This is a genomic window from Streptomyces sp. NPDC048389, assembly GCF_040706335.1.
In the GTDB taxonomy this organism is placed as follows: domain Bacteria; phylum Actinomycetota; class Actinomycetes; order Streptomycetales; family Streptomycetaceae; genus Streptomyces.
Genome location: NZ_JBEZKP010000006.1, coordinates 24,193 through 44,037 on the forward strand (window position 1 = coordinate 24,193; position 19,845 = coordinate 44,037).

The following is a 19,845-nucleotide window of genomic DNA, read 5'->3' on the forward strand; positions in this document are numbered from 1 at the left end:
GGGAGAGCAGCCGGATGGCCGAGACCCATGTCCTGTTCGTCGAGGACGACGACGTCATCCGCGAGGCCACCCAGCTCGCGCTGGAACGGGACGGCTTCGCGGTCACCGCCGTGTCCGACGGCCTCCAGGGCCTCGATGCGTTCCGTGCGGACCGGCCGGACATCGCGCTGCTGGACGTGATGGTGCCGGGGCTCGACGGGGTGAGCCTGTGCCGCCGTATCCGCGACGAGTCGACGGTTCCCGTGATCATGCTGTCGGCGCGCGCCGACTCGATCGACGTGGTGCTCGGCCTGGAGGCCGGCGCGGACGACTACGTCACCAAGCCCTTCGACGGTGCCGTGCTCGTCGCCCGCATCCGCGCCGTGCTGCGCCGCTTCGGGCACGCGAGCGGCGCGGCGGGCGACGGTGGCGGGACGGGGCAGCGGGAGCAGGGCGGGGCGCTCGTCTTCGGCGATCTCGCGGTCGACACCGAGGGCATGGAGGTGCTCAGGGCGGGCCGGCCGGTGTCCCTGACGCCGACGGAGATGCGGCTGCTGCTGGAGTTCTCGACGGCCCCGGGCACCGTGCTCTCCCGCGACAAGCTGCTGGAGCGGGTCTGGGACTACGGCTGGGGCGGCGACACCCGCGTCGTGGACGTGCATGTCCAGCGGCTGCGGACGAAGATCGGCCAGGACCGGATCGAGACGGTCCGCGGTTTCGGCTACAAGCTCAAGGCGTGAGGCCGACGGTATGAGACGTCTTGCCCTGCGCACCGGTGTCCGGTGGAAGATCAGCATCGCGATCGCGGCGGTCGGCGCGCTGATCGCCATGGCACTCAGCCTGGTGGTGCACAACGCGGCCCGGGTCTCCATGCTCGACAACGCCCGCGATGTGCAGATGGACCGGGTGCTGCTCGCCCAGCGCTGGTACGAGACGTCGAAGAACAAGGACCCGCGCTTCAACAGCAAGATCAACGACCCGGCGCTGCCCGCCGCGCTGAAGCGTCTGATGCGGGAGAAGCGACGCGGCTCGTACGTCGAGGAGGGCCGCGACGGAACGCCGGAGATCTGGGCGGCCGTGCCCCTGGCAAGCGGCGACGTCCTCTCTCTGCACACCGCGTTCGCCGGGCGCAGCGCCGTGATCATGCAGGACCTGGACCGGGCTCTGATCATCGGCTCCGTCTCGGTCGTCCTGGGCGGTTCCGCCCTCGGTGTCCTGATCGGCGGGCAGCTCTCCCGCCGGCTGCGCAAGGCCGCCGCGGCGGCGGGCAACGTCGCGGAGGGCAATCACGAGGTGCGGGTGCGGGAGGCGATCGGCGGTGTGGTCCGTGACGAGACCGACGACCTGGCCCGGGCCGTCGACGCGCTCACCGACGCGCTGAACGAGCGCATCGAGGCCGAGCGGCGGGTCACCGCGGACATCGCGCACGAACTGCGCACGCCCGTCACGGGCCTGCTCACGGCGGCCGAGCTGCTGCCGCCGGGCCGGCCCACCGAGCTGGTGCGGGATCGGGCACAGGCGATGCGGACGCTGGTGGAGGACGTACTGGAGGTGGCCAGACTGGACAGCGCCTCCGAGCGGGCGGAACTCCAGGAGATCCAGCTGGGTGAATTCGTCGCGCGCCGAGTGGCCCTCTTCCACCCCGACGCGGAGGTCCGGGTGGTGCACGGCTCGTGGGTCAGCACCGACCCGCGGCGGCTGGAGCGCATCCTCGGCAATCTGCTCACCAACGCGGCCAAGTACGGCAAGGGCCCGATCGAGGTCACCGTGGAGGGCCGTGTGGTGCGGGTGCGCGACCACGGCCCCGGGTTCCCGGAGGCGCTGCTGCGGGAGGGGCCGAGCCGGTTCCGTACGGGTGCGAGCGACCGTGCCGCCGCGGGCCACGGCCTGGGGCTGACGATCGCGGCGGGCCAGGCCAGGGTGCTCGGGGCGCGGTTGACGTTCCGCAACGCCGCGCCGGGGGGCGTCACGCCGCCGGGAGTCTCCGGCGGGGCCGTCGCGGTGCTCTGGTTGCCGGAGCACGCGCCGACGAACACCGGGAGCTTCCCGGTGCTGCAGCCGCGGGCGGACCGGAAGGCGCAGGGGCCGAAGCGCTCTGGCGGCAAGGGCTGAGGGCCGCACGTCAGGACACCCCGGCCGCGGGCGGGCGAAACGGCTTGAGGCCCCGCCCAGGGGCGGGGCCTCAAGCCGGAGGGAGTGACCCGGGCGTGCGTCAGAGGTTGACGCCGGCGGAGCGCAGGAACGCCATCGGGTTCAGCGCCGAGCCGTAGTTCGGGGTCGTGCGGATCTCGAAGTGGAGGTGCGGGCCGGACGAGTTCCCGGTGTTGCCGGACTTCGCGATGGTCTGGCCGGCCTTCACCTTCGAACCGATCTTGACGTTGATCTTCGACAGGTGGGCGTACTGCGAGTACTTGCCGTTGTTGTGCTTGACCACGACGGCGTTGCCGTACGCGGGGCCGTCGCCGCCACCGTTGGGACCGGCCTTGACCACGGTGCCGGCGCCGACGGCCTTGACCGGGGTGCCGATCGGCACGGCGAAGTCCTGGCCGGAGTGCTTGGCGGACCACATGGCGCCGCCCTGCGCGAAGCTCGCGGTCAGCGTGTACTTGTTGACCGGCTTGACCCAGGCCGGGGCCTTCTTGGCGGGCTTCTTCGCGGCCGCCTTGACGGCCTTCGCCTTCGCGGCGCTCGCCTGCGCGTCGGCCTGGGCGGCGACGGCGGCAGCGGCGTTCACGGCGGCGGGCTTGGCCGCCTTGCCCGCGTCGGCGGAGGCGACACCCGCACCGGCTCCGACGACCATCACGGCACCCATTCCGGCGGCCACGACGGCACCACGGGTACGGAGCACGGACGGGCGGAGCTGGTGGATCATGGTGCGCTTCGACATACGGGAGAACCTCCGGGCATGAAAGGACCCGGCACGCTCGCCGGGCTGGCTCCACATTGGTAACCCGTGACCCCAAGTCGCCTCAAACCGCCCATCTACGACATCAGGTCGTAGCGAAGGTGGCGGAAACAGGACTCTTGACCCCTCCCCCCACCCCTGCCAACCGCTCGAAGAAGGGCCCCCTCATGCCCTGCCCGGGATGGTTTAACCGCACTTCCGAGCCGTGACAGGACGGGAGAGACGCCTCCCCGCCCCGGCCGGATCCCGAGAAGAGCGAAGACCGAGGGCCCGGCACCTCACTCCCGTAGGACAAAACGGATATTCCAGTCACTAATCCGCCTAGTAGGCCCCAAATCGCCTGTGCGCCTTGTCACGGAGCGGCCCCTCGAGAGCCCCCGGAATCGTGACTCAGGCCACGTGCACCGGCCGTCCGGAAAGCGCCGACCACCCTCGTGAAAAGGGGTTTTACGGTGACCGGGGCCACATGAAAGGCCGCCCGACACCGCCCGAAAGGCCCGCCGTGCGTCCTTTCGGCGAGGCGCCGCTTCCGGGATCCTCCTCGGCATGAGTAGACCCCTGGTTCGTGTACGCCGCCGCGCGCTGCACCGCGCATGGTCATGGCCCCTCGCCGTCGGGCTCGTCTGCACCCTCACCTGGAGCTCGCCCGCCGGGGCAGGGCCTTCCGGCACCGGCCTCAAGGGCCCCCTCGACACGATCCTCGCCGACTCCCGGATGGACGGCGGGGCGGTGAGCGTCGTGATCGCCGACGCGGCCACCGGTGAACGCGTCTACCAGCGCGACGCCGGCGACCGGCTGATGCCCGCCTCCAACACCAAGCTCGCCACCTCTGCCGCCGCCATGGCCGTCCTCGGCCCCGACCACCGCTACACCACCGATGTGCTGACCACCGGCCGCCGCCTCGGCTCCACCGTCGTCGGAAACCTGTATCTGCGCGGTAGCGGCGACCCCACCGTGCTCGCGGCGGACTACCAGCGGCTCGCCGCCGACGTCGCCGCGTCAGGCGTCGACCGCGTCACCGGACGCCTCGTGGCCGACGACACACGCTTCGACGACCAGCGCCTGGGACGCTCCTGGGCGGCCGACGACGAGTCCGCCTACTACTCCGCGCAGATCTCGGCACTCACCCTGGCTCCCGACACCGACTACGACGCCGGCACCGTCGTCGTGGAGGTGACTCCGGGGCCCCACCCCGGTGCCCGCCCCCGGGTGAAGCTGACCCCGCCCACCGACTACGTACGCCTCGACGTCACCGCCACCACGGCCGCCCAGGACCGGCCGGACACCCTGTCCGTCTCACGTGAGCACGGCGGCAACACGATCACGGTCAGCGGCGCCGTGCCCGTCGGCGCGAACACGGCCAAGGAGTGGATCGCGGTCTGGGAGCCGACGGGCTACGCGGCCGCCGTGTTCGCCGACGCGCTGGCCGACCACGGTGTACGGATCACCGGCAGCCCCCGCCTGGGCCGCCCGACGCCGCCCGGCGCGCGCACGCTCGCCTCGCACCGCTCCATGCCGCTCAAGGAGCTGATGCACCCCTTCATGAAGCTCTCGAACAACATGCACGCCGAGGCCCTCACCAAGACCATGGGCCACAAGGTCTCCGGCCGGGGCACCTGGGACGCGGGCCTCGCGGCGATCGGCGCACGGCTGGAGGAGGAGGGCGTCACCACGTCCGCGATCCGGCAGGCCGACGGCTCCGGCCTGTCCCGGATGAACCTGTTTCCCGCCGAGGAGTTGGCGGCCCTGCTCCTCTCGGTCCGTGACGCGCCCTGGTTCGCCGACTGGTACGCCTCGCTCCCGGTCGCCTGCGCCCGCGACCGCGCCGTCGGCGGCACGCTCCGCTCCCGTATGTGCGGCACCCCGGCCGCGCTGAACGCCGTGGGCAAGACCGGCTCCCTCACGGGCGCGTCGGCCCTTTCCGGTTACGTCACCGACGCCGGCGGCCGCGAGCTCGTCTACAGCGTCGTCCTCAACAACTACCTCGCCTCCTCGGTGAAGAGCATCGAGGACGCCGTCGTCACGACCCTGGCCTCCTCCGACACCGCCACCGCCACGATCACGGCCGTGCCGCCCCGCCTCACCCGCGGCGCCGAGCCGCCCGCGAGCGGGCTCGAATGCTCCTGGCGGAAACCGAATTCCTGCTGAAACCCGGGCAGCCGAAGGGGCCGGCCCCGGACCGTGTGTACGGTCCGGGGCCGGCCCCTTGCTGCTTACGCGCCCGGTCGGCCCGGGCGGTGCGTCACGCGTCCTTCGAGAGGTTCGGTCCGCTGCCGCCTGCCGCCTGCTCGATCGGCGGGACGTCCGGCAGAGCCGACTTCTCCTCGCCGCGGAAGGTGAACTTCTTCTCCTCACCCTCGCCCTCGGTGTCCACGACCACGATGTGACCGGGGCGCAGCTCGCCGAAGAGAATCTTCTCCGACAGGATGTCCTCGATCTCGCGCTGGATCGTCCGGCGCAGCGGCCGGGCGCCCAGGACCGGGTCGTAGCCCCTCTTGGCGAGCAGCGACTTGGCCGTGGGGCTGAGCTCGATGCCCATGTCACGGTCCTTGAGGCGCTCGTCCACCTTGGCGATCATGAGGTCGACGATCTGGATGATGTCTTCCTCGGTGAGCTGGTGGAAGACGACCGTGTCGTCGACGCGGTTCAGGAACTCGGGGCGGAAGTGCTGCTTGAGCTCTTCGTTGACCTTGACCTTCATCCGCTCGTAGTTCGACTTCACGTCGCCCTGGGCGGCGAAGCCCAGGTTGAAGCCCTTCGAGATGTCCCGGGTCCCGAGGTTGGTCGTCATGATGATGACCGTGTTCTTGAAGTCCACGACGCGGCCCTGGGAGTCGGTCAGACGACCGTCCTCCAGGATCTGCAGAAGGGAATTGAAGATATCGGGGTGGGCCTTCTCGACCTCGTCGAAGAGGACGACGGAGAACGGCTTGCGGCGCACCTTCTCGGTGAGCTGGCCGCCCTCTTCGTAGCCCACGTATCCGGGGGGCGAACCGAAGAGACGGGAAACCGTGTGCTTCTCGCTGAACTCCGACATGTCGAGGGAGATCAGCGCGTCCTCGTCGCCGAAGAGGAATTCGGCGAGCGTCTTGGAGAGCTCGGTCTTACCGACACCGGACGGGCCCGCGAAGATGAACGATCCACCGGGGCGCTTCGGGTCCTTCAGGCCGGCCCGCGTACGGCGGATGGCCTGCGAAAGGGCCTTGATGGCGTCCTTCTGCCCGATGACGCGCTTGTGGAGCTCGTCCTCCATCCGCAGCAGACGCGAGGACTCCTCCTCGGTCAGCTTGAAGACGGGGATGCCGGTGGCGGTCGCGAGGACCTCGGCGATCAGCTCGCCGTCGACCTCGGCCACGACGTCCATGTCGCCGGCCTTCCACTCCTTCTCCCGCTTGGCCTTCGCCGCCAGCAGCTGCTTCTCCTTGTCGCGGAGGGACGCTGCCTTCTCGAAGTCCTGGGAGTCGATCGCGGACTCCTTGTCACGGCGGACACCGGCGATCTTCTCGTCGAACTCGCGCAGGTCCGGCGGCGCGGTCATCCGGCGGATGCGCATCCGGGAACCGGCCTCGTCGATCAGGTCGATCGCCTTGTCCGGCAGGAAGCGGTCCGAGATGTACCGGTCGGCCAGGGTGGCGGCCTGGACCAGCGCCTCGTCCGTGATCGAGACCCTGTGGTGGGCCTCGTAACGGTCGCGCAGGCCCTTGAGGATCTCGATGGTGTGCGGCAGCGACGGCTCCGCGACCTGGATGGGCTGGAAGCGGCGCTCGAGCGCGGCGTCCTTCTCCAGGTGCTTGCGGTACTCGTCGAGCGTGGTGGCGCCGATGGTCTGCAGCTCGCCTCGCGCCAGCATCGGCTTGAGGATGCTCGCGGCGTCGATCGCGCCCTCGGCGGCGCCCGCACCCACCAGGGTGTGGAGCTCGTCGATGAACAGGATGATGTCGCCGCGGGTGCGGATCTCCTTGAGGACCTTCTTCAGGCGCTCCTCGAAGTCACCGCGGTAGCGGGAGCCGGCGACCAGCGCGCCGAGGTCGAGGGTGTAGAGGTGCTTGTCCTTGAGGGTCTCGGGCACCTCGCCCTTGACGATGGCCTGCGCCAGTCCTTCGACGACCGCCGTCTTACCGACGCCGGGCTCGCCGATGAGGACCGGGTTGTTCTTCGTGCGGCGGGACAGCACCTGCATGACCCGCTCGATCTCCTTCTCGCGCCCGATGACCGGGTCGAGCTTGGACTCACGAGCGGCCTGGGTGAGGTTCCGGCCGAACTGGTCGAGGACGAGGGAGGTCGAGGGAGTGCCCTCGGCCGGGCCGCCCGCCGTGGCGGCCTCCTTTCCCTGGTATCCGGAGAGCAGCTGGATGACCTGCTGCCGCACCCGGTTGAGATCGGCGCCCAGCTTCACGAGGACCTGGGCGGCGACGCCCTCGCCCTCGCGGATCAGGCCGAGCAGGATGTGCTCGGTGCCGATGTAGTTGTGGCCCAGCTGAAGAGCCTCGCGGAGCGACAGCTCCAGGACCTTCTTGGCACGGGGCGTGAAGGGGATGTGACCGGACGGGGCCTGCTGGCCCTGGCCGATGATCTCCTCCACCTGCTGGCGGACCGCCTCGAGCGAAATCCCGAGGCTCTCCAGGGCCTTAGCGGCGACACCCTCACCCTCGTGGATAAGGCCCAGGAGGATGTGCTCGGTGCCGATGTAGTTGTGGTTGAGCATCCGGGCTTCTTCCTGAGCCAGGACGACAACCCGCCGCGCGCGGTCGGTGAACCTCTCGAACATCGTTAATCGCTCCTCAGAGCGGTCAGGCAGTAAGGGGTCGGTCCCCTCCCTGTCCTTCCGCAGCTTAGTCCCGCAAGCGGGGACCGCTCATTCCAACTGCCGACACCCGTCTGTGGCCTCCTGACCCCTGAACGCCGACAACTGCTCCAACCCGATGGTGCGAGACGATGTTCCCGCAGGCCAGGCAGTTACCCCCACCGCCACTACGCCGATGGCGAACGTGAGACTGCCCTGCGAGCGTGTCGCCCCTCCCCACTAGGGATGTCTTACCCGCCGGCACGGACAGTCCATGCGGCGCGCCCCCCGTCCCTCAGCTACGGGCGAACAACTTTGCGCCGTTCAACCCGTTCACACGCTTCTGGTTTCGTGACGCACCGCGACACGGTTCACACGACGCGTAACTCGAAAGCCGGATCGGGAGTTCCCGTGGCATGCCCTTCACCGTGCCCTCACCCCGCACGCCCCTTGAGGGCGGCGACGCGCAGTGGTACCGCAGCGAGCTCGGTTGGGACGCGACGGACGGCAGTCCCGTGCGGCTGGCGACCGGGACGCGGTTCGACGTGCTGGAGCTGCCGGCGGACGCCGGCGCGGCCGTGCTGCGCCGAGGGGCCCGTACCGGGCCCGTGGCCCTCTCCGGGGCGACCGTGCACCTGCTGGTGGCCGCGGGAAGCGCGGAGGAGCTGCCCGGGCTGCTCGACTGGCTGGAATGGGGCGGAGTGGATCTCGACCTGACCGCCCTCGGCGCGGGCGGAGTCATCCCCGCCCCGCCGCCACCCGGGTGCCGCACCCCCCAGGGAGCCGCTGTGTGGCTGCGGCCCCCTGCGGCGGGGCGCCTGCGACTGCCGGCCCTCGCCGGACTCGGGGGCAGTGGGAGTGCCCCCGATCTCGTACGGCTGGTGGACACGGCCGCCACGGAGTGCCACCGCGCCCGGCTGATCCGTACGGCACGCACGAATACGCGAAAGACGCGAGCTCAGCCGTTGGCCTTCTCGTAAGCCTCACGAACCGTGGCAGGGACACGGCCCCGGTCGTTCACCTCAAAGCCGTTCGCCTTCGCCCACGCGCGGATTTCCGCGGTGTCCTTGTTGCCGCCGCCCGCCGCCGCACGGCCCTTGCCCCGGCCGGTCGCGGCCCGGCCACCGGTGCGGCGACCGCTCTTCGCGTAAGGCTCGAGCAGACCCCGGAGCTTGTCCGCATTGGCGGTGGTGAGGTCGATCTCATAGGTCTTGCCGTCCAGAGCGAACGTCACCGTCTCGTCCGCCTCGCCGCCGTCGAGGTCGTCGACAAGAAGGACCTGAACCTTCTGTGCCACCGGATTTCCTTTCATCGAAAATGTAGTACGCGGAAAGGAAACCGCTTTTCCTTGGAAAACACAAACCCTTGGCAGAGGTTCAGAACCGCGAGAACGCGGGAAACGTGCGCGATTCGGACATAGGGATCAGGCGGCGCTTGCGACGATCACAGGTGCAGCAGCATCCGACTGTTGCCCAAGGTGTTCGGCTTCACTCGTTCGAGGCCCAGGAACTCGGCGACACCCTCGTCATAGGAACGCAGGAGCTCCGCGTAGACATCGGTGTCCACGGGCGTCTGAGTCTCTCCGATCTCGACGAAGCCGTGCCGGGAGAAGAAGTCGACTTCGAAGGTGAGGCAGAAAACCCGTCGTACACCGAGCCTGCGGGCGGTGGCCACGAGCTTCTCGAGAACCCGGCGGCCGATGCCGTGCCCCTTGAACGCGGGGTCCACGGCGAGAGTGCGTACTTCCGCGAGGTCCTCCCACATGACGTGGAGAGCACCGCACCCGACCACCAGGCCGTCCTCGTCGCGCTCGGCGACCCAGAACTCCTGGATGGCTTCGTAAAGCGTCACCGTGGCTTTGTCGAGCAGGATGCCTTCGCCGACGTACGGGTCCACGAGCCGGCGCACGTCCGGCACATCAGCCGTCCTCGCCTGCCGGACGCTGAAGGCATTTGCTGCGGCATAAGGCATGGCCCGACGCTATCGCTCCGCGGTCCCCGGCTCCTCGCCGGGCCCGCTGCCCTGAACCAGGCGCACGGCGGCTTGCAACGCCTCGCGCTGCTCGGGGGACATCATCCCGAAGAAGGCGACAAGCGCCGCCGCGGGGTTGTCGCTCTTGGACCATGCCTCGTTCATCAGTGCGGCCGAGTACGCGGCGCGGGTGGACACCGCCGTATATCGATAGGCCCGGCCCTCGACTTCCCTGCGGACCCAGCCCTTCTGATGGAGATTGTCCATTACCGTCATGACGGTGGTGTACGCGATGGACCGTTCCTGCTGCAGGTCTTCCAGGACTTCCCTGACCGACACGGGCCGGTTCCATTGCCAGATCCGTGTCATGACGGCGTCTTCGAGCTCTCCCAATTGGCGGGGCACACCGCCACCATAGTGGGAGATCGGTGATCAAACGACTATTGACGTAACAAAAAGGACGTACGGCGGGGATTCCGCCGTACGTCCTGCGCCGTCGGGGACGGCGGTCAGCTGTCGCGCCCGGCCTGCGGGCCGGACTCCGCACGGGCCAGTGCCGCGTCCACGGCGGCGTCCTCCTTGGCCTTGTTCGGACCGCCCTGGCTCTTGACTATCGTCACGACCAGACCGACGAAGAAGACGGCCATCACCACGGGGGGCACAAGCGCGGAAACGTAGTCCATGCGTCCAGGATATCTAGCAGACGGCCCACTGCTCCGGCGGGGGCACGGGCTTACGGCGTGGCGGGAACACTTCCGAAGGCTTCGGCACCGGGCGCTCGTCCGGTTTCGGCTCCGGTTGCGGCTGCGGCCGGGGCTCGGGCTTCGGCGCGTCCGCGGCACGGCCGCCCGGCAGCGCGAGAAGGCGGGCGCGGCGGGGTGCCGGCGCGGCCGCGGCGGCGGGTACGGACGGCCGCGCCGGCGCCGGGACGGGCACGGCCCGCCCCGCGAGCCGGTTCCGCACCGACTGCTCCGCCAGCGCCTGGCAGCGGCGCAGCACCGCCGCGGCGGCCGGGTTGCCGCGCAGGGTGCGCAGAGCCGTCAGATCGTCCGGTCGGGGGTCGTAGCCGGCGGCCAGGGCGTCCTGGAGGCGCTCCAGGTAGCCGGCGGCCGTCCCGGGCAGGGCGTCGCGGTAGCGGGCGAGCTCGGCGAGGAGGAACGCCCGCAGCCGACCTGCCTCGCGAACCGCCTCGTCCACGGAGTCGGCCAGGCGCAAACACTCCCGGACGTCGTCGTCGGCCAGGGGGACGGGGTGAAGGGCGACGGCAAGGGCGCGTCGGAGCACACGCAGCTCGTCCGCACCGAACGCCATGCCGCCACGGGTTCCGTATGGCGTGGGCATGTCCCGACGATACGCTCTAATGGGACAAAATCGGCTTAACGCCACAAACCTGGGCGTGGCACGTTTGGCGCGCGTAGCGCGCCGTGGCGGGTCGGTCGCGGCCCGGTCGGCCCTGGCGGCAGCTCCGCCGTACCGGGCCCGGCCGGGCCCCCGGGGGCGGCTTCGCCGTCGGTGGTGGGTGCGGAGGCCGGGGCCCCCGGGCGTCGCTGCGGTCGGGGGCTGGTCTGGTGGGTGTGCTGCGCCCGGGCCGGGGCTGTGGTGGCTGTGGTGGCTGTGTCGGTGGTGGGTGGCGGGGGGCGGGGTCTCCGGAGGGGGGTGTCCGGAATGGCTTTCCTCACCGCGCTGCGCGCGAGTTGCGACGCTTTACTTCCGGACACCCCCCTCCTGCGACCCCGCCCCCCTCCCGCCGTCTCGGCCTGTCACGCCCGGTGGTCCTCGCCGTCGGCCGGTGGCACTGTGCCGCCAAGGGGGGCCGGTGCGCGCCCGGGCAGCGGGCCGCCCCTACCTCCGGGGCGTCGCCGCCTCCTCCTTCCGGGCCAGGACCCCGACACCGGTTCACAGCCCACGGTTGAGGGGTGACCGACCCCGGCGTGCGCGCCCCGGTTTCGGGAACGGGCGCTGTTCCTCATCCGCATCTGCCCACCGGCGGGAGCGAGAGGCCGGCCCGGTGGGGGTAGGTCCTGGCGTGCGTGCTGGGGCGGAGCCCGGTTTCGGGCAGGGTGCTGCTCCCTGCCCGCACCTGTCCACGGGCGGAGGCGAAACCGCCGCGTCGGGGGAGGGGGACGCGCAGGGGGTCGTGTCCGGGACGTAAAGCGTCGCAACTCGCGCGAAGCGCGGTGAGGAAAGCAGTCCCGGACACGACCACCGGAGCGGCACCCGGACGCCACCCGCACAGGACCGGGCCACACCTGGCCACGTGACCCGGCCCACCGGGCCCCGCCCGGACGCGCGGCGCCCGGACGCCACCCGCACAGGACCGGGCCACACCCGGCCACGTGACCCGGCCCACCGGGCCCCGCCCGGACGCGCGGCGCCCGGACGCCACCCGGACAGGACCGGGCCAAGTCCGGTCACGTGACCCGGCCGGAGGGACCCGGCCGCACCCGGGGACGTAGCCCGGACCCACCGGGCTGCGCCCGGTACCGCCCCGCCCGGACGTCGAGCGCGCCGGGCCGGCACTCGCCCGGAGGCGTAACCGGGGTCGGGGAGAGGGGCGTTCGGTCGGCTCGGTTTGGATCAGTGGGGGATCGCCCATACGATCCGCCGATGATCATAAGAAGATGGTCGGCGGCCGGCGCCCTCGCCGCGCTCGCCGTGCTGATCGCCGGGCTCGCCCCGGCCCCGGCCGTGGCCGATGAACCGGTGACGAAGGAAGCCCCCAAGGTCGAGCTCGTGCTCGATGTCAGCGGCTCGATGCGGACGCGTGACATCGACGGCAAGAGCCGGATGGCAGCCGCGAAGCAGGCGTTCAACGAGGTACTGGATGCCGTACCGGAGGAGGTGCGGCTCGGCATCCGGACCCTCGGCGCCGACTATCCCGGCGAGGACCGCAAGCGCGGCTGCAAGGACACCCGGCAGCTCTACCCGGTGGGGCCTCTGGACCGCACGGAGGCGAAGACGGCCGTCGCCACGCTGGCGCCCACCGGCTGGACGCCGATCGGCCCGGCGCTGCTGGGCGCGGCGGAGGATCTGGAGGGCGGTGACGCGACCCGCAGGATCGTGCTCATCACCGACGGCGAGGACACCTGCGCACCGCTCGACCCGTGCGAGGTCGCGCGGGAGATCGCGGCGAAGGGCATCCATCTCGTCATCGACACGCTGGGCCTGGTGCCCGATGCCAAGACACGGGCGCAGCTGCGCTGCATCGCGGAGGCGACCGGCGGTACGTACACCTCCGTTCAGCACACGGACGAACTGTCCGACCGGGTCAGCCAGTTGGTGGAGCGCGCCGCGGACCCGGTGGTGACGCCCGTGGCCACGCGGGGCGCCGGGCAGTGCGCCGACGCGCCGCGGTTGGAGCCCGGCCTCTACACGGACCGGGAGAAGTTCGGCGAGCACCGCTGGTACCGGGTGGACGTGCTGCCCGGGCAGGAGCTGCGCGCCTCGGTGAGCGTCGGCGCGGACCGCGCGGTGAACAAGGACTACGGAGTGCTGCTGCGTGCCGTCACGGTCCACGGCCGGGAGATCGTCCGGGGCTCGGAGGCCGGCGACGGCCGCACCGATCTCGTATCGACCGGTCTGCGCTACCCGAAACCGGAGGAGAGCGGGGACGAGCCCGCGGCGGAGACGGTGTGCCTGCAGGTGAGCAACTCGTTCTCCGCGCCACCGGCCGTCAAGACCGAGCCGGGTATGCCCGTGGAGCTCACCGTCGACGTGGTCGACGCGCCGAACGCGGCCTCTGACGTGGCCTCGTTCGGCCTCGGCCGCGGCTGGTGGCTGCTGGGCCTCCTGGTCCTCACCGGTTTCGTGGCCGGGCTGCTCTGGGGCTGGGTTTCGCGCTGGCGTGTCGCCGTCTGGAGGACCAACTGATGCGTGTCGTACGCGTACTGACGGCCGCGGCCCTGAGCGCCGCCGCACTGCTCGGCCCGGTGGGTGCCGCCCTGGCGGACGATCCGTCGCCGAGCCCGAGCGGTGGCGACCGCGCACCCACGGAGGCCGGCACCACCTTCCGTACGGCCACCCCGATCGAGCAGGACCAGAAGGCCACGGCGAATGCGTCCAGCGGTGACTACCTGTACTGGGTGTTCCCGGCAGACGCCGAGCAGCGGCCCACCGTGCGGGCCCGTGTCACGCTGCCCGACTCGGCGCAGCGGCACGGCGCTTCGACATGGCGGGTCGACGTCTACGACGGGCTCCGCCGCCGCCAGCCCTGCATGTACGGCATGCAGGCCCGGACGGTGGGGGCCGACGCCGGCTCCGTGGAGCTGTCGTGCACGTTGCGGGCCGTGCGTTCGCTCGCCGAGCCGTGGTCGAACGACCCGCTGCCCGGCAGTTACTACGTGCGTCTGACGGTGACCGCTCTCCCTGAGGAGGATCTGGGGCTGCCCGTGGCGGCCGAGGTCGAGGCGGTGTCGAAGGACGCCGGCGGGGGGTACGCGGTCGACGGTGCGCTCGCCGAGCCGCTGGTGCCCGGTGTGTCCGCCGACGAGCGGCGCAACGAGGAGGAGGCGGCTCTGGAGTGGTCCTCGGGCCGGTGGTCCGACCGCTGGGTGTGGACCGGCGCCGGAGGGCTGCTTGCCGCCCTCGCCGGTGTGGCCGGCTATGTCCTGGCCAGGGGCGCCGGGCGCCTCTCGCGCATGACGCCGGGCGTCTGAGCGCAGGTGGCCGGCGCCTGAGCGCCCGCCGGGCGGCCGCGGGTTCTTCCGCGGCCGCCCGCCGGCACGTCTCAGAAGGCGAACACCGTGCCGCTGGTGCTGCTCTGCACGCACGCGTTGCCGAAGGTGTGGGAGTAGCTGACGCGCTTGCCGTTCCACACGCCGTCCGCGGTCACGGTCACCGGCTCCCACTGCTTGGTGCACATGGCACCGGAGTCCCGCGTGGTGACGGCCTCGAAGCGGCCGTCGGCGGCGCGCAGTTCGGCACACGCCGTCGCCGGGTCGGGGTGGGTCCCCGTGGCGGTGGGCGCACAGTCGAGGGTCACCGCGCGCAGGACCGTACCGGTTGCCGCGTCGTCCCCTGCCGTGACGGTCAGCACGAGGGACGATGGCGCGTAGAGGCTCTCCGTGCCGTTCTGCGCGGCGCCCGCGCTGCCGACGGCGGGTGCCGCGACGAGGGCCAGCGTGGTGGTGGCCGCGAGTGCGAGTCCTCTGGCGATGTACCGCATTTCGAACACTCCCCTGGGTCGTTGTTTCGGAAATCGGACGGGAGTCTTACGCACAGCGGTGAAGAACGCTCGTTGCTACGTGCGGTTTCGGTCACGTGTCGTGACACCCGGTTGGCAGGCCGTGACCGGCTTGCGGGGGCTGACCAGCGGTTCAGTAGCCCATGGAATCGGCTGAAGAAAGACGTTCGGCGTTGTTGATCAGTTGAATGTGAGGCCATCGAATACTTGAACCGTTGATTGAAAGGTCTCGCCGAGTTCGGTCGGGGTTCTCCTCGCGTTGGACGGAGCGTCGGGACCGGTGTTCACTGGGCTGAGGCCAGGGAGGTGACGATGGAACCGGTGGAGGCGCTGAACCGGGTCGCCTTTCTCCTGGAGCGGTCGCTGGCCGAGACCTATCGCGTACGGGCCTTCAGAACCGCCGCGGCGGCGATCGCGGACCTCGAGAGGCAGGAGATCGCCGACCGGGCCTCCGCGGGGACGCTCGTCAGGATGAAGGGCATCGGCCCCAAGACCGCCCGGGTGATCGAGGAGGCCCTGGCCGGGGGCGCCCCCTCGTATCTGCGGCGTCTGGAGGAGGAGGCGGGCAAGCCGATCGCCGAGGGCGGCAGCGAACTGCGCGCGGCCCTTCGCGGCGACTGCCACCTCCACTCCGACTGGTCCGACGGCGGCAGCCCCATCGACGAAATGGGCCGCACCGCCGCCGCGATCGGCCACGAGTGGGCCGCCCTCACCGACCACTCGCCGACCCTCACCGTCGCCCGCGGTCTCACAGCCGAGCGGCTGCGCGCCCAACTCGACACCGTCGCCGCCCTCAACGAGCAGTGGGCGCCCTTCCGGCTGCTGACCGGCATCGAGTGCGACATCCTTCCCGACGGCACCCTCGACCAGGAACCGGAGCTGCTGGACCGGCTCGACCTCGTCGTCGCCTCCGTCCACTCCAAGCTCCGCATGGACTCCGCGGCGATGACCCGGCGGATGATCCGCGCCGTCGAGAACCCGCTCACCGACGTGCTCGGCCACTGCACCGGGCGGCTCGTCACCGGTGGTCGGGGAAAGCGGCCCGAATCGCAGTTCGACGCCGACCGGGTGTTCGCGGCCTGCGCCGAGCACGGCACCGCCGTGGAGATCAACAGCCGCCCCGAACGGCGGGACCCGCCACGCCGGCTGCTGCGCCGCGCCGTCGACGCCGGTGCCCTCTTCGCCATCGACACCGACGCGCACGCCCCCGGCCAACTGGACTGGCAGATCATCGGCTGCGAACGCGCGGAGGAATGCGGCGTACCGGCCGGACGGATCGTCAACACCTGGACGGCGGACCGGCTTCTCGAGTGGACCCGGACACGGCGGCCCCCGGAAGCCGCCTGAGCGGGCGGCCGGTAAATAGCTGGCGCGCCGGCCGGGGGCGGGCCTATGGTTCTGCCCGTCGACGTCGGTACGTCGGTACGTCGGTACGTCGAGACCCGAAGCAGGAGGTGAGGACATTGACGACTGTCATGGCGACGGGCGCTGCCCGCATTCAGGAGTTCATCGTTTCCACCCCTGTGGTCTCCGGCTGACACCCCTCGCTTCTCCGCGCGCACGGCGCGCGGGCGCCGGGGCCACCCTTCGAAGGGTCCCCCTTGTCCAACGCTTCGTCCAACATGTCCGCGTCGTCCAACGCTTCGACCGGCATGCCCTCATCGTTCAACGCTTCGTCCGGCATGCCTCCCTCCGTCTCCGACGCTCAGGACGTGCTCGGCCCCTACGGCTGGGACGCCGACCGGGAGGCCGAGTTCGCCCCGTACACCGCGCAGGGGCTGCTGCCCGGCCGGGTCCTGCGGGTCGACCGCGGCCAGTGCGACCTGGTCACCCCGGCGGGTGTGGTCCGTGCCGACACGGAGTTCGTGACGCCCCGCGATCCGATGCGGATCGTGTGCACCGGCGACTGGGTAGCCGTCGATCCCGGCGGTGACCCGCGATTCGTACGGACCCTGCTGCCGCGGCGCACCGCCATCGTGCGGTCGACGTCGTCCAAGCGGTCCGAGGGCCAGGTACTGGCCACCAACATCGACCACATCGTCATCTGCGTCTCGCTCGCGGTCGAACTCGACCTCGGGCGGATCGAACGCTTCCTCGCGCTGGCCTGGGAGTCCGGCGCCCAGCCGCTCGTCGTTCTGACCAAGGCCGACCTCGTCCCGGACATCACCGGTCTGTCGTACCTCGTGCAGGACGTCGAGACCACCGCGCCCGGCGTCCAGGTGCTGCCCGTCAGCTCCACCTCGGGCGAGGGGGTCGAGGTGCTCGGGGCGATCGTCGCCGACGGCACCAGCGTCCTCCTCGGCACCTCCGGAGCGGGCAAGTCCACCCTGGTCAACGCCCTGCTCGGCGAGGACGTCATGGACGTCCGGGCGACCCGGGACGTCGACGGCAAGGGCCGCCACACCACCACGACGCGCAACCTGCTCGTCCTGCCCGGCGGTGGAGTCCTCATCGACACCCCCGGACTGCGGGGCGTGGGACTGTGGGACGCGGCGACCGGCGTGAACCAGGTGTTCTCCGAGATCGAGGAACTCGCGGAGCAATGCCGCTTCCACGACTGCGCGCATGAGGCGGAGCCCGGGTGCGCCGTGCTCGGCGCGATCGAGGACGGCACGCTGCCGGAGCGGCGGCTGGAAAGCTTCCGCAAGCTCGTCCGGGAGAACCAGCGGATCGTGGCCAAGACGGACGCGCGGCTGCGGGCCGGGATCCGGCGCGACTGGAAGATGAAGGGCGCGGAGGGCCGGGCGGCCATGCAGGCCAAACGCGGCCGGCTGCGCTGACGGCCCCGCTCGCGGGGTGCCGCGCCGTTCGCGGGTGGCGCGGCACCCCCGGGACGACCCGGCGGCGGGCCTACGAGCCCGCCACCGCCGCCCCCACCCACGCCCCGACGACCAGCAGGCATCCCATCAGCTCGACCAGCACGCTCGTCCCCGCCGCCCGCATCACCGCGCGGGTCGACGCCTGCGCAGGGCCGTGGCCGCCGAGCCGCATCCGCTCCGTGCCGTAGATGCCGCCGACGAAGCCGGGGACGGCGCCGACGACGGGAACGAGGCAGAAACCCACGACTGCCCCCAGCCCCGCGTACGCGGCCATGCGCCGCGTGACGCCCACGCCGCGCAGGCGGCGGGCCGGCAGCAGCCAGACGACGGCCTGGACGAGCAGCAGGACCGCCGTCGCACCGACGAGCAGAAACCACGCCAGACCGGTCTGCACCTGCAGTGACCACCACAGGACGGCGGCCCACACCAGCCAGGACCCGGGGACACCCGGGAGGATCACCCCGCCAAGGCCCAGCAGCATCACCCCGACGACCATCAGCAGCTGCCACGCGCCCACATGCCCAGAGTGCAGGATCAGAGGTGTTCGTGCAGGTCGCGCGCCACCCAGCCCTTCTCGTACGCGTGCCAGCCCAGCTGCAGGCGGGTCGTCACTCCGGCCAGGTCCATCAGCCCCTTCACCCGGCGCTGCACGGTACGCAGCCCCAGATCCAGCTGCTTGGCGACGCTCGCGTCGGTCATGCCGGCCAGCAGCAGGGAAAGGACAGCCAGATCCGTGGCGTCCGGGCCGTGCGCGTCCTCCTCGACGCCCTGGCCGCCCGCCCCCAGCCGCAGGGGGAGGGCGTCCCGCCACACCGCCTCGAACAGCCCCATCAGGGACTCCAGCAGTCCGCTGGCGTGGACGACGAGCGCGGCGGGCTCGGCGCCGCGGCCGCTGAGGGGCACCATCGCGAGCGTACGGTCGGCGACGACGAGCTTCGTCGGCACCCGGTCGACCACGCGAACCCGCTCGTCACGGCCCAGCGCGGCCGCCAACTCGCCGATCCCGTCGGGTGTCGTCAGCACCTCGCGCTCGACGACGACCCGGTATGCCACCCCCCTCGTCGCAACGTCCCCCTCCCCGTTGTCGTCCATGACGGCGACGGGCCTGCCGGTGACCAGCGCGCACACCTCCTCCGTCGCACCGAGCTGCAACTGCACGAACCGGTGCACCACGGCGCTCGCCCCCGTCACCACCTCGACCAGATCGTGCACGGCCGGCTCCTCGGAATCCGTCCGGTACTCGTCGGCGAGCCGCGCCGCCGCCAGCTCCGCCTGCTCCAGCTGGTGCCGCTGCTGCGTCAGCAGTGCGCCGAGCGCGACACCGGGCGGCGCCGCGACCCAGCGGCCGGTGCGCGCGGACGACCGGGCGGCCAGCCCCTGCTGCTCCAGCCGCCGCAGGGCCCGTTCCATGTCCGGCTCCGGCAGCGCGAGCCGGTGCGCGAGATCAGCGATCTCCGCGGCTCCGAGCGCGACCAGCGCGCGGTAGGCCGACTCCTGTTTCTCGTCGAGCCCTATCGCTCCAAGCAACGAAACCCTCCCCGGACCTGCGACCGTCTGCCGTCGTGGCGGAAACCGGCCACGGCGTGAACCCGCCGCGGACATCATCCCCGCACCGGCGGTCGCTCTGCCAATGTGGTGCCACCGCAGCACCTGCAGCCCCCGGCCGGAAGACCTTTGTGTCCGCATGCGGCTGGATTCGGACGGGAGGGTGATGCGCCTGATGTCGCGTACGGCAGTGGGGCCGGAGACCACCGCCGTCCTGGCCGTCCTGGCCGTCCTGGCGTCACGGCAGCGGTGCTGTCGGCGGCCGCCGGGCGGCAGGAAGCCGGTGACGTCGCCTGCGGATCGCGCTGCGCACCACCACGCGGGTCGTGAGCCGGGTGCGCTCACCGGCCACGAAGCCGTCGTATCCGTACGACGGGGGCGAGGCGTGGACCGAGGCGGCGACGGACCGGCGCGGCAACGAGCAGTGGACCGCGATCGTGGACCCCGTGGGGAAGGCAGGTCCGTCACCGTGGGAACCGAACCGACGGACACCAAGGGCGACTTCGTCTCCCGGTTCGTGACCGACGCGTAGACGGTGCGTTGACGGCTCAGCGCGCCGACACGCCGGTCGGGGACCGGTCCGGCGGGCGCCCTGTCCGTGGGGGGTTGGGCCGGCCGACGGACCCTTGGCGGGTGTCTTTTCGTCAATGCCCGTTTTCCG

18 protein-coding genes are annotated in these 19,845 nt (G+C 71.3%); 8 read left to right on the forward strand and 10 right to left on the reverse strand.

What is annotated here, in order from left to right; translation table 11 throughout:
* The first annotated feature begins 14 nt into the window (after positions 1-14).
* Together cseB and cseC are read left to right on the forward strand one after the other, a co-directional pair.
* On the forward strand, positions 15-719 hold the full coding sequence (cseB, locus tag AB0903_RS06605) for a two-component system response regulator CseB (protein WP_366699627.1): 705 nt from the start codon (positions 15-17) through the stop codon (positions 717-719).
* Positions 720-729: 10 nt separating this feature from the next.
* Positions 730-2,091, forward strand: coding sequence for a two-component system sensor histidine kinase CseC (cseC, locus tag AB0903_RS06610; protein WP_366699629.1), 1,362 nt, complete (start codon positions 730-732; stop codon positions 2,089-2,091).
* A gap of 100 nt (positions 2,092-2,191) precedes the next feature.
* Here the strand turns inward: cseC and AB0903_RS06615 are convergent, their stop codons facing one another.
* Positions 2,192-2,866, reverse strand: coding sequence for a M23 family metallopeptidase (locus tag AB0903_RS06615; protein WP_366699631.1), 675 nt, complete (start codon positions 2,864-2,866; stop codon positions 2,192-2,194).
* Between the two features lie 564 nt (positions 2,867-3,430).
* Here AB0903_RS06615 and dacB point away from each other — a divergent pair.
* Positions 3,431-5,032: a D-alanyl-D-alanine carboxypeptidase/D-alanyl-D-alanine-endopeptidase gene (gene dacB / locus AB0903_RS06620; RefSeq protein WP_366699633.1), complete on the forward strand. Its 1,602-nt coding sequence runs from the start codon at positions 3,431-3,433 to the stop codon at positions 5,030-5,032.
* A gap of 94 nt (positions 5,033-5,126) precedes the next feature.
* Here dacB and AB0903_RS06625 read toward each other — a convergent pair whose 3' ends face one another.
* Positions 5,127-7,652, reverse strand: coding sequence for an ATP-dependent Clp protease ATP-binding subunit (locus tag AB0903_RS06625; RefSeq protein WP_366699635.1), 2,526 nt, complete (start codon positions 7,650-7,652; stop codon positions 5,127-5,129).
* A 431-nt stretch (positions 7,653-8,083) separates the two neighbouring features.
* Here AB0903_RS06625 and AB0903_RS06630 point away from each other — a divergent pair, with 431 nt between their 5' ends.
* Positions 8,084-8,647: an SCO3374 family protein gene (locus tag AB0903_RS06630; protein WP_366699637.1), complete on the forward strand. Its 564-nt coding sequence runs from the start codon at positions 8,084-8,086 to the stop codon at positions 8,645-8,647.
* Here the strand turns inward: AB0903_RS06630 and AB0903_RS06635 are convergent.
* The 5 genes from AB0903_RS06635 to AB0903_RS06655 all read right to left on the reverse strand — a co-directional run bounded on the left by AB0903_RS06635 (position 8,626) and on the right by AB0903_RS06655 (position 10,949).
* Positions 8,626-8,964, reverse strand: coding sequence for an Lsr2 family protein (locus AB0903_RS06635; protein WP_366699639.1), 339 nt, complete (start codon positions 8,962-8,964; stop codon positions 8,626-8,628). The two genes, AB0903_RS06630 and AB0903_RS06635, sit on opposite strands and share 22 nt — an antisense overlap.
* 146 nt (positions 8,965-9,110) lie before the next feature.
* A complete protein-coding gene (locus tag AB0903_RS06640) occupies positions 9,111-9,638 on the reverse strand; it encodes an amino-acid N-acetyltransferase (RefSeq protein ID WP_366699641.1) in 528 nt (175 codons plus the stop codon).
* A 9-nt stretch (positions 9,639-9,647) separates the two neighbouring features.
* The gene (locus tag AB0903_RS06645) at positions 9,648-10,043 is read right to left on the reverse strand and encodes a BlaI/MecI/CopY family transcriptional regulator (protein WP_366699643.1); all 396 of its coding nucleotides are present in this window, start codon (positions 10,041-10,043) and stop codon (positions 9,648-9,650) included.
* A 104-nt stretch (positions 10,044-10,147) separates the two neighbouring features.
* Entirely contained in the window at positions 10,148-10,321 is a 174-nt protein-coding gene (locus AB0903_RS06650) for a hypothetical protein (protein WP_366699645.1), read from the reverse strand.
* Positions 10,322-10,334: 13 nt separating this feature from the next.
* Positions 10,335-10,949, reverse strand: coding sequence for a hypothetical protein (locus tag AB0903_RS06655; RefSeq protein ID WP_366699890.1), 615 nt, complete (start codon positions 10,947-10,949; stop codon positions 10,335-10,337).
* 1,296 nt (positions 10,950-12,245) lie between these two features.
* Here AB0903_RS06655 and AB0903_RS06660 point away from each other — a divergent pair.
* Together AB0903_RS06660 and AB0903_RS06665 are read left to right on the forward strand one after the other, a co-directional pair.
* On the forward strand, positions 12,246-13,508 hold the full coding sequence (locus tag AB0903_RS06660; RefSeq protein WP_366699647.1) for a VWA domain-containing protein: 1,263 nt from the start codon (positions 12,246-12,248) through the stop codon (positions 13,506-13,508).
* Positions 13,508-14,293, forward strand: coding sequence for a hypothetical protein (locus AB0903_RS06665; protein ID WP_366699649.1), 786 nt, complete (start codon positions 13,508-13,510; stop codon positions 14,291-14,293). Before AB0903_RS06660 ends, AB0903_RS06665 begins: the two co-directional genes overlap by 1 nt.
* 71 nt (positions 14,294-14,364) lie before the next feature.
* Here AB0903_RS06665 and AB0903_RS06670 read toward each other — a convergent pair whose 3' ends face one another.
* The gene (locus AB0903_RS06670; RefSeq protein ID WP_366699651.1) at positions 14,365-14,802 is read right to left on the reverse strand and encodes a subtilase-type protease inhibitor; all 438 of its coding nucleotides are present in this window, start codon (positions 14,800-14,802) and stop codon (positions 14,365-14,367) included.
* A 330-nt stretch (positions 14,803-15,132) separates the two neighbouring features.
* Between AB0903_RS06670 and AB0903_RS06675 the strand changes: the two genes are divergently transcribed.
* Positions 15,133-16,167 (forward strand): PHP domain-containing protein, encoded by a 1,035-nt coding sequence (locus tag AB0903_RS06675; RefSeq protein WP_366699653.1) that lies wholly within the window; start codon positions 15,133-15,135, stop codon positions 16,165-16,167.
* Between the two features lie 335 nt (positions 16,168-16,502).
* Entirely contained in the window at positions 16,503-17,600 is a 1,098-nt protein-coding gene (gene rsgA, locus AB0903_RS06680; RefSeq protein WP_366699892.1) for a ribosome small subunit-dependent GTPase A, read from the forward strand.
* 70 nt (positions 17,601-17,670) lie between these two features.
* On the opposite strand, the gene AB0903_RS06685 is transcribed toward rsgA, so the two are convergent.
* Positions 17,671-18,156 (reverse strand): DUF456 domain-containing protein, encoded by a 486-nt coding sequence (locus AB0903_RS06685; protein WP_366699655.1) that lies wholly within the window; start codon positions 18,154-18,156, stop codon positions 17,671-17,673.
* Positions 18,157-18,173: 17 nt separating this feature from the next.
* Positions 18,174-19,166, reverse strand: a complete 993-nt coding sequence (locus AB0903_RS06690; protein WP_366699657.1) for a helix-turn-helix domain-containing protein — start codon at positions 19,164-19,166, stop codon at positions 18,174-18,176.
* Positions 19,167-19,845 lie beyond the last annotated feature (679 nt).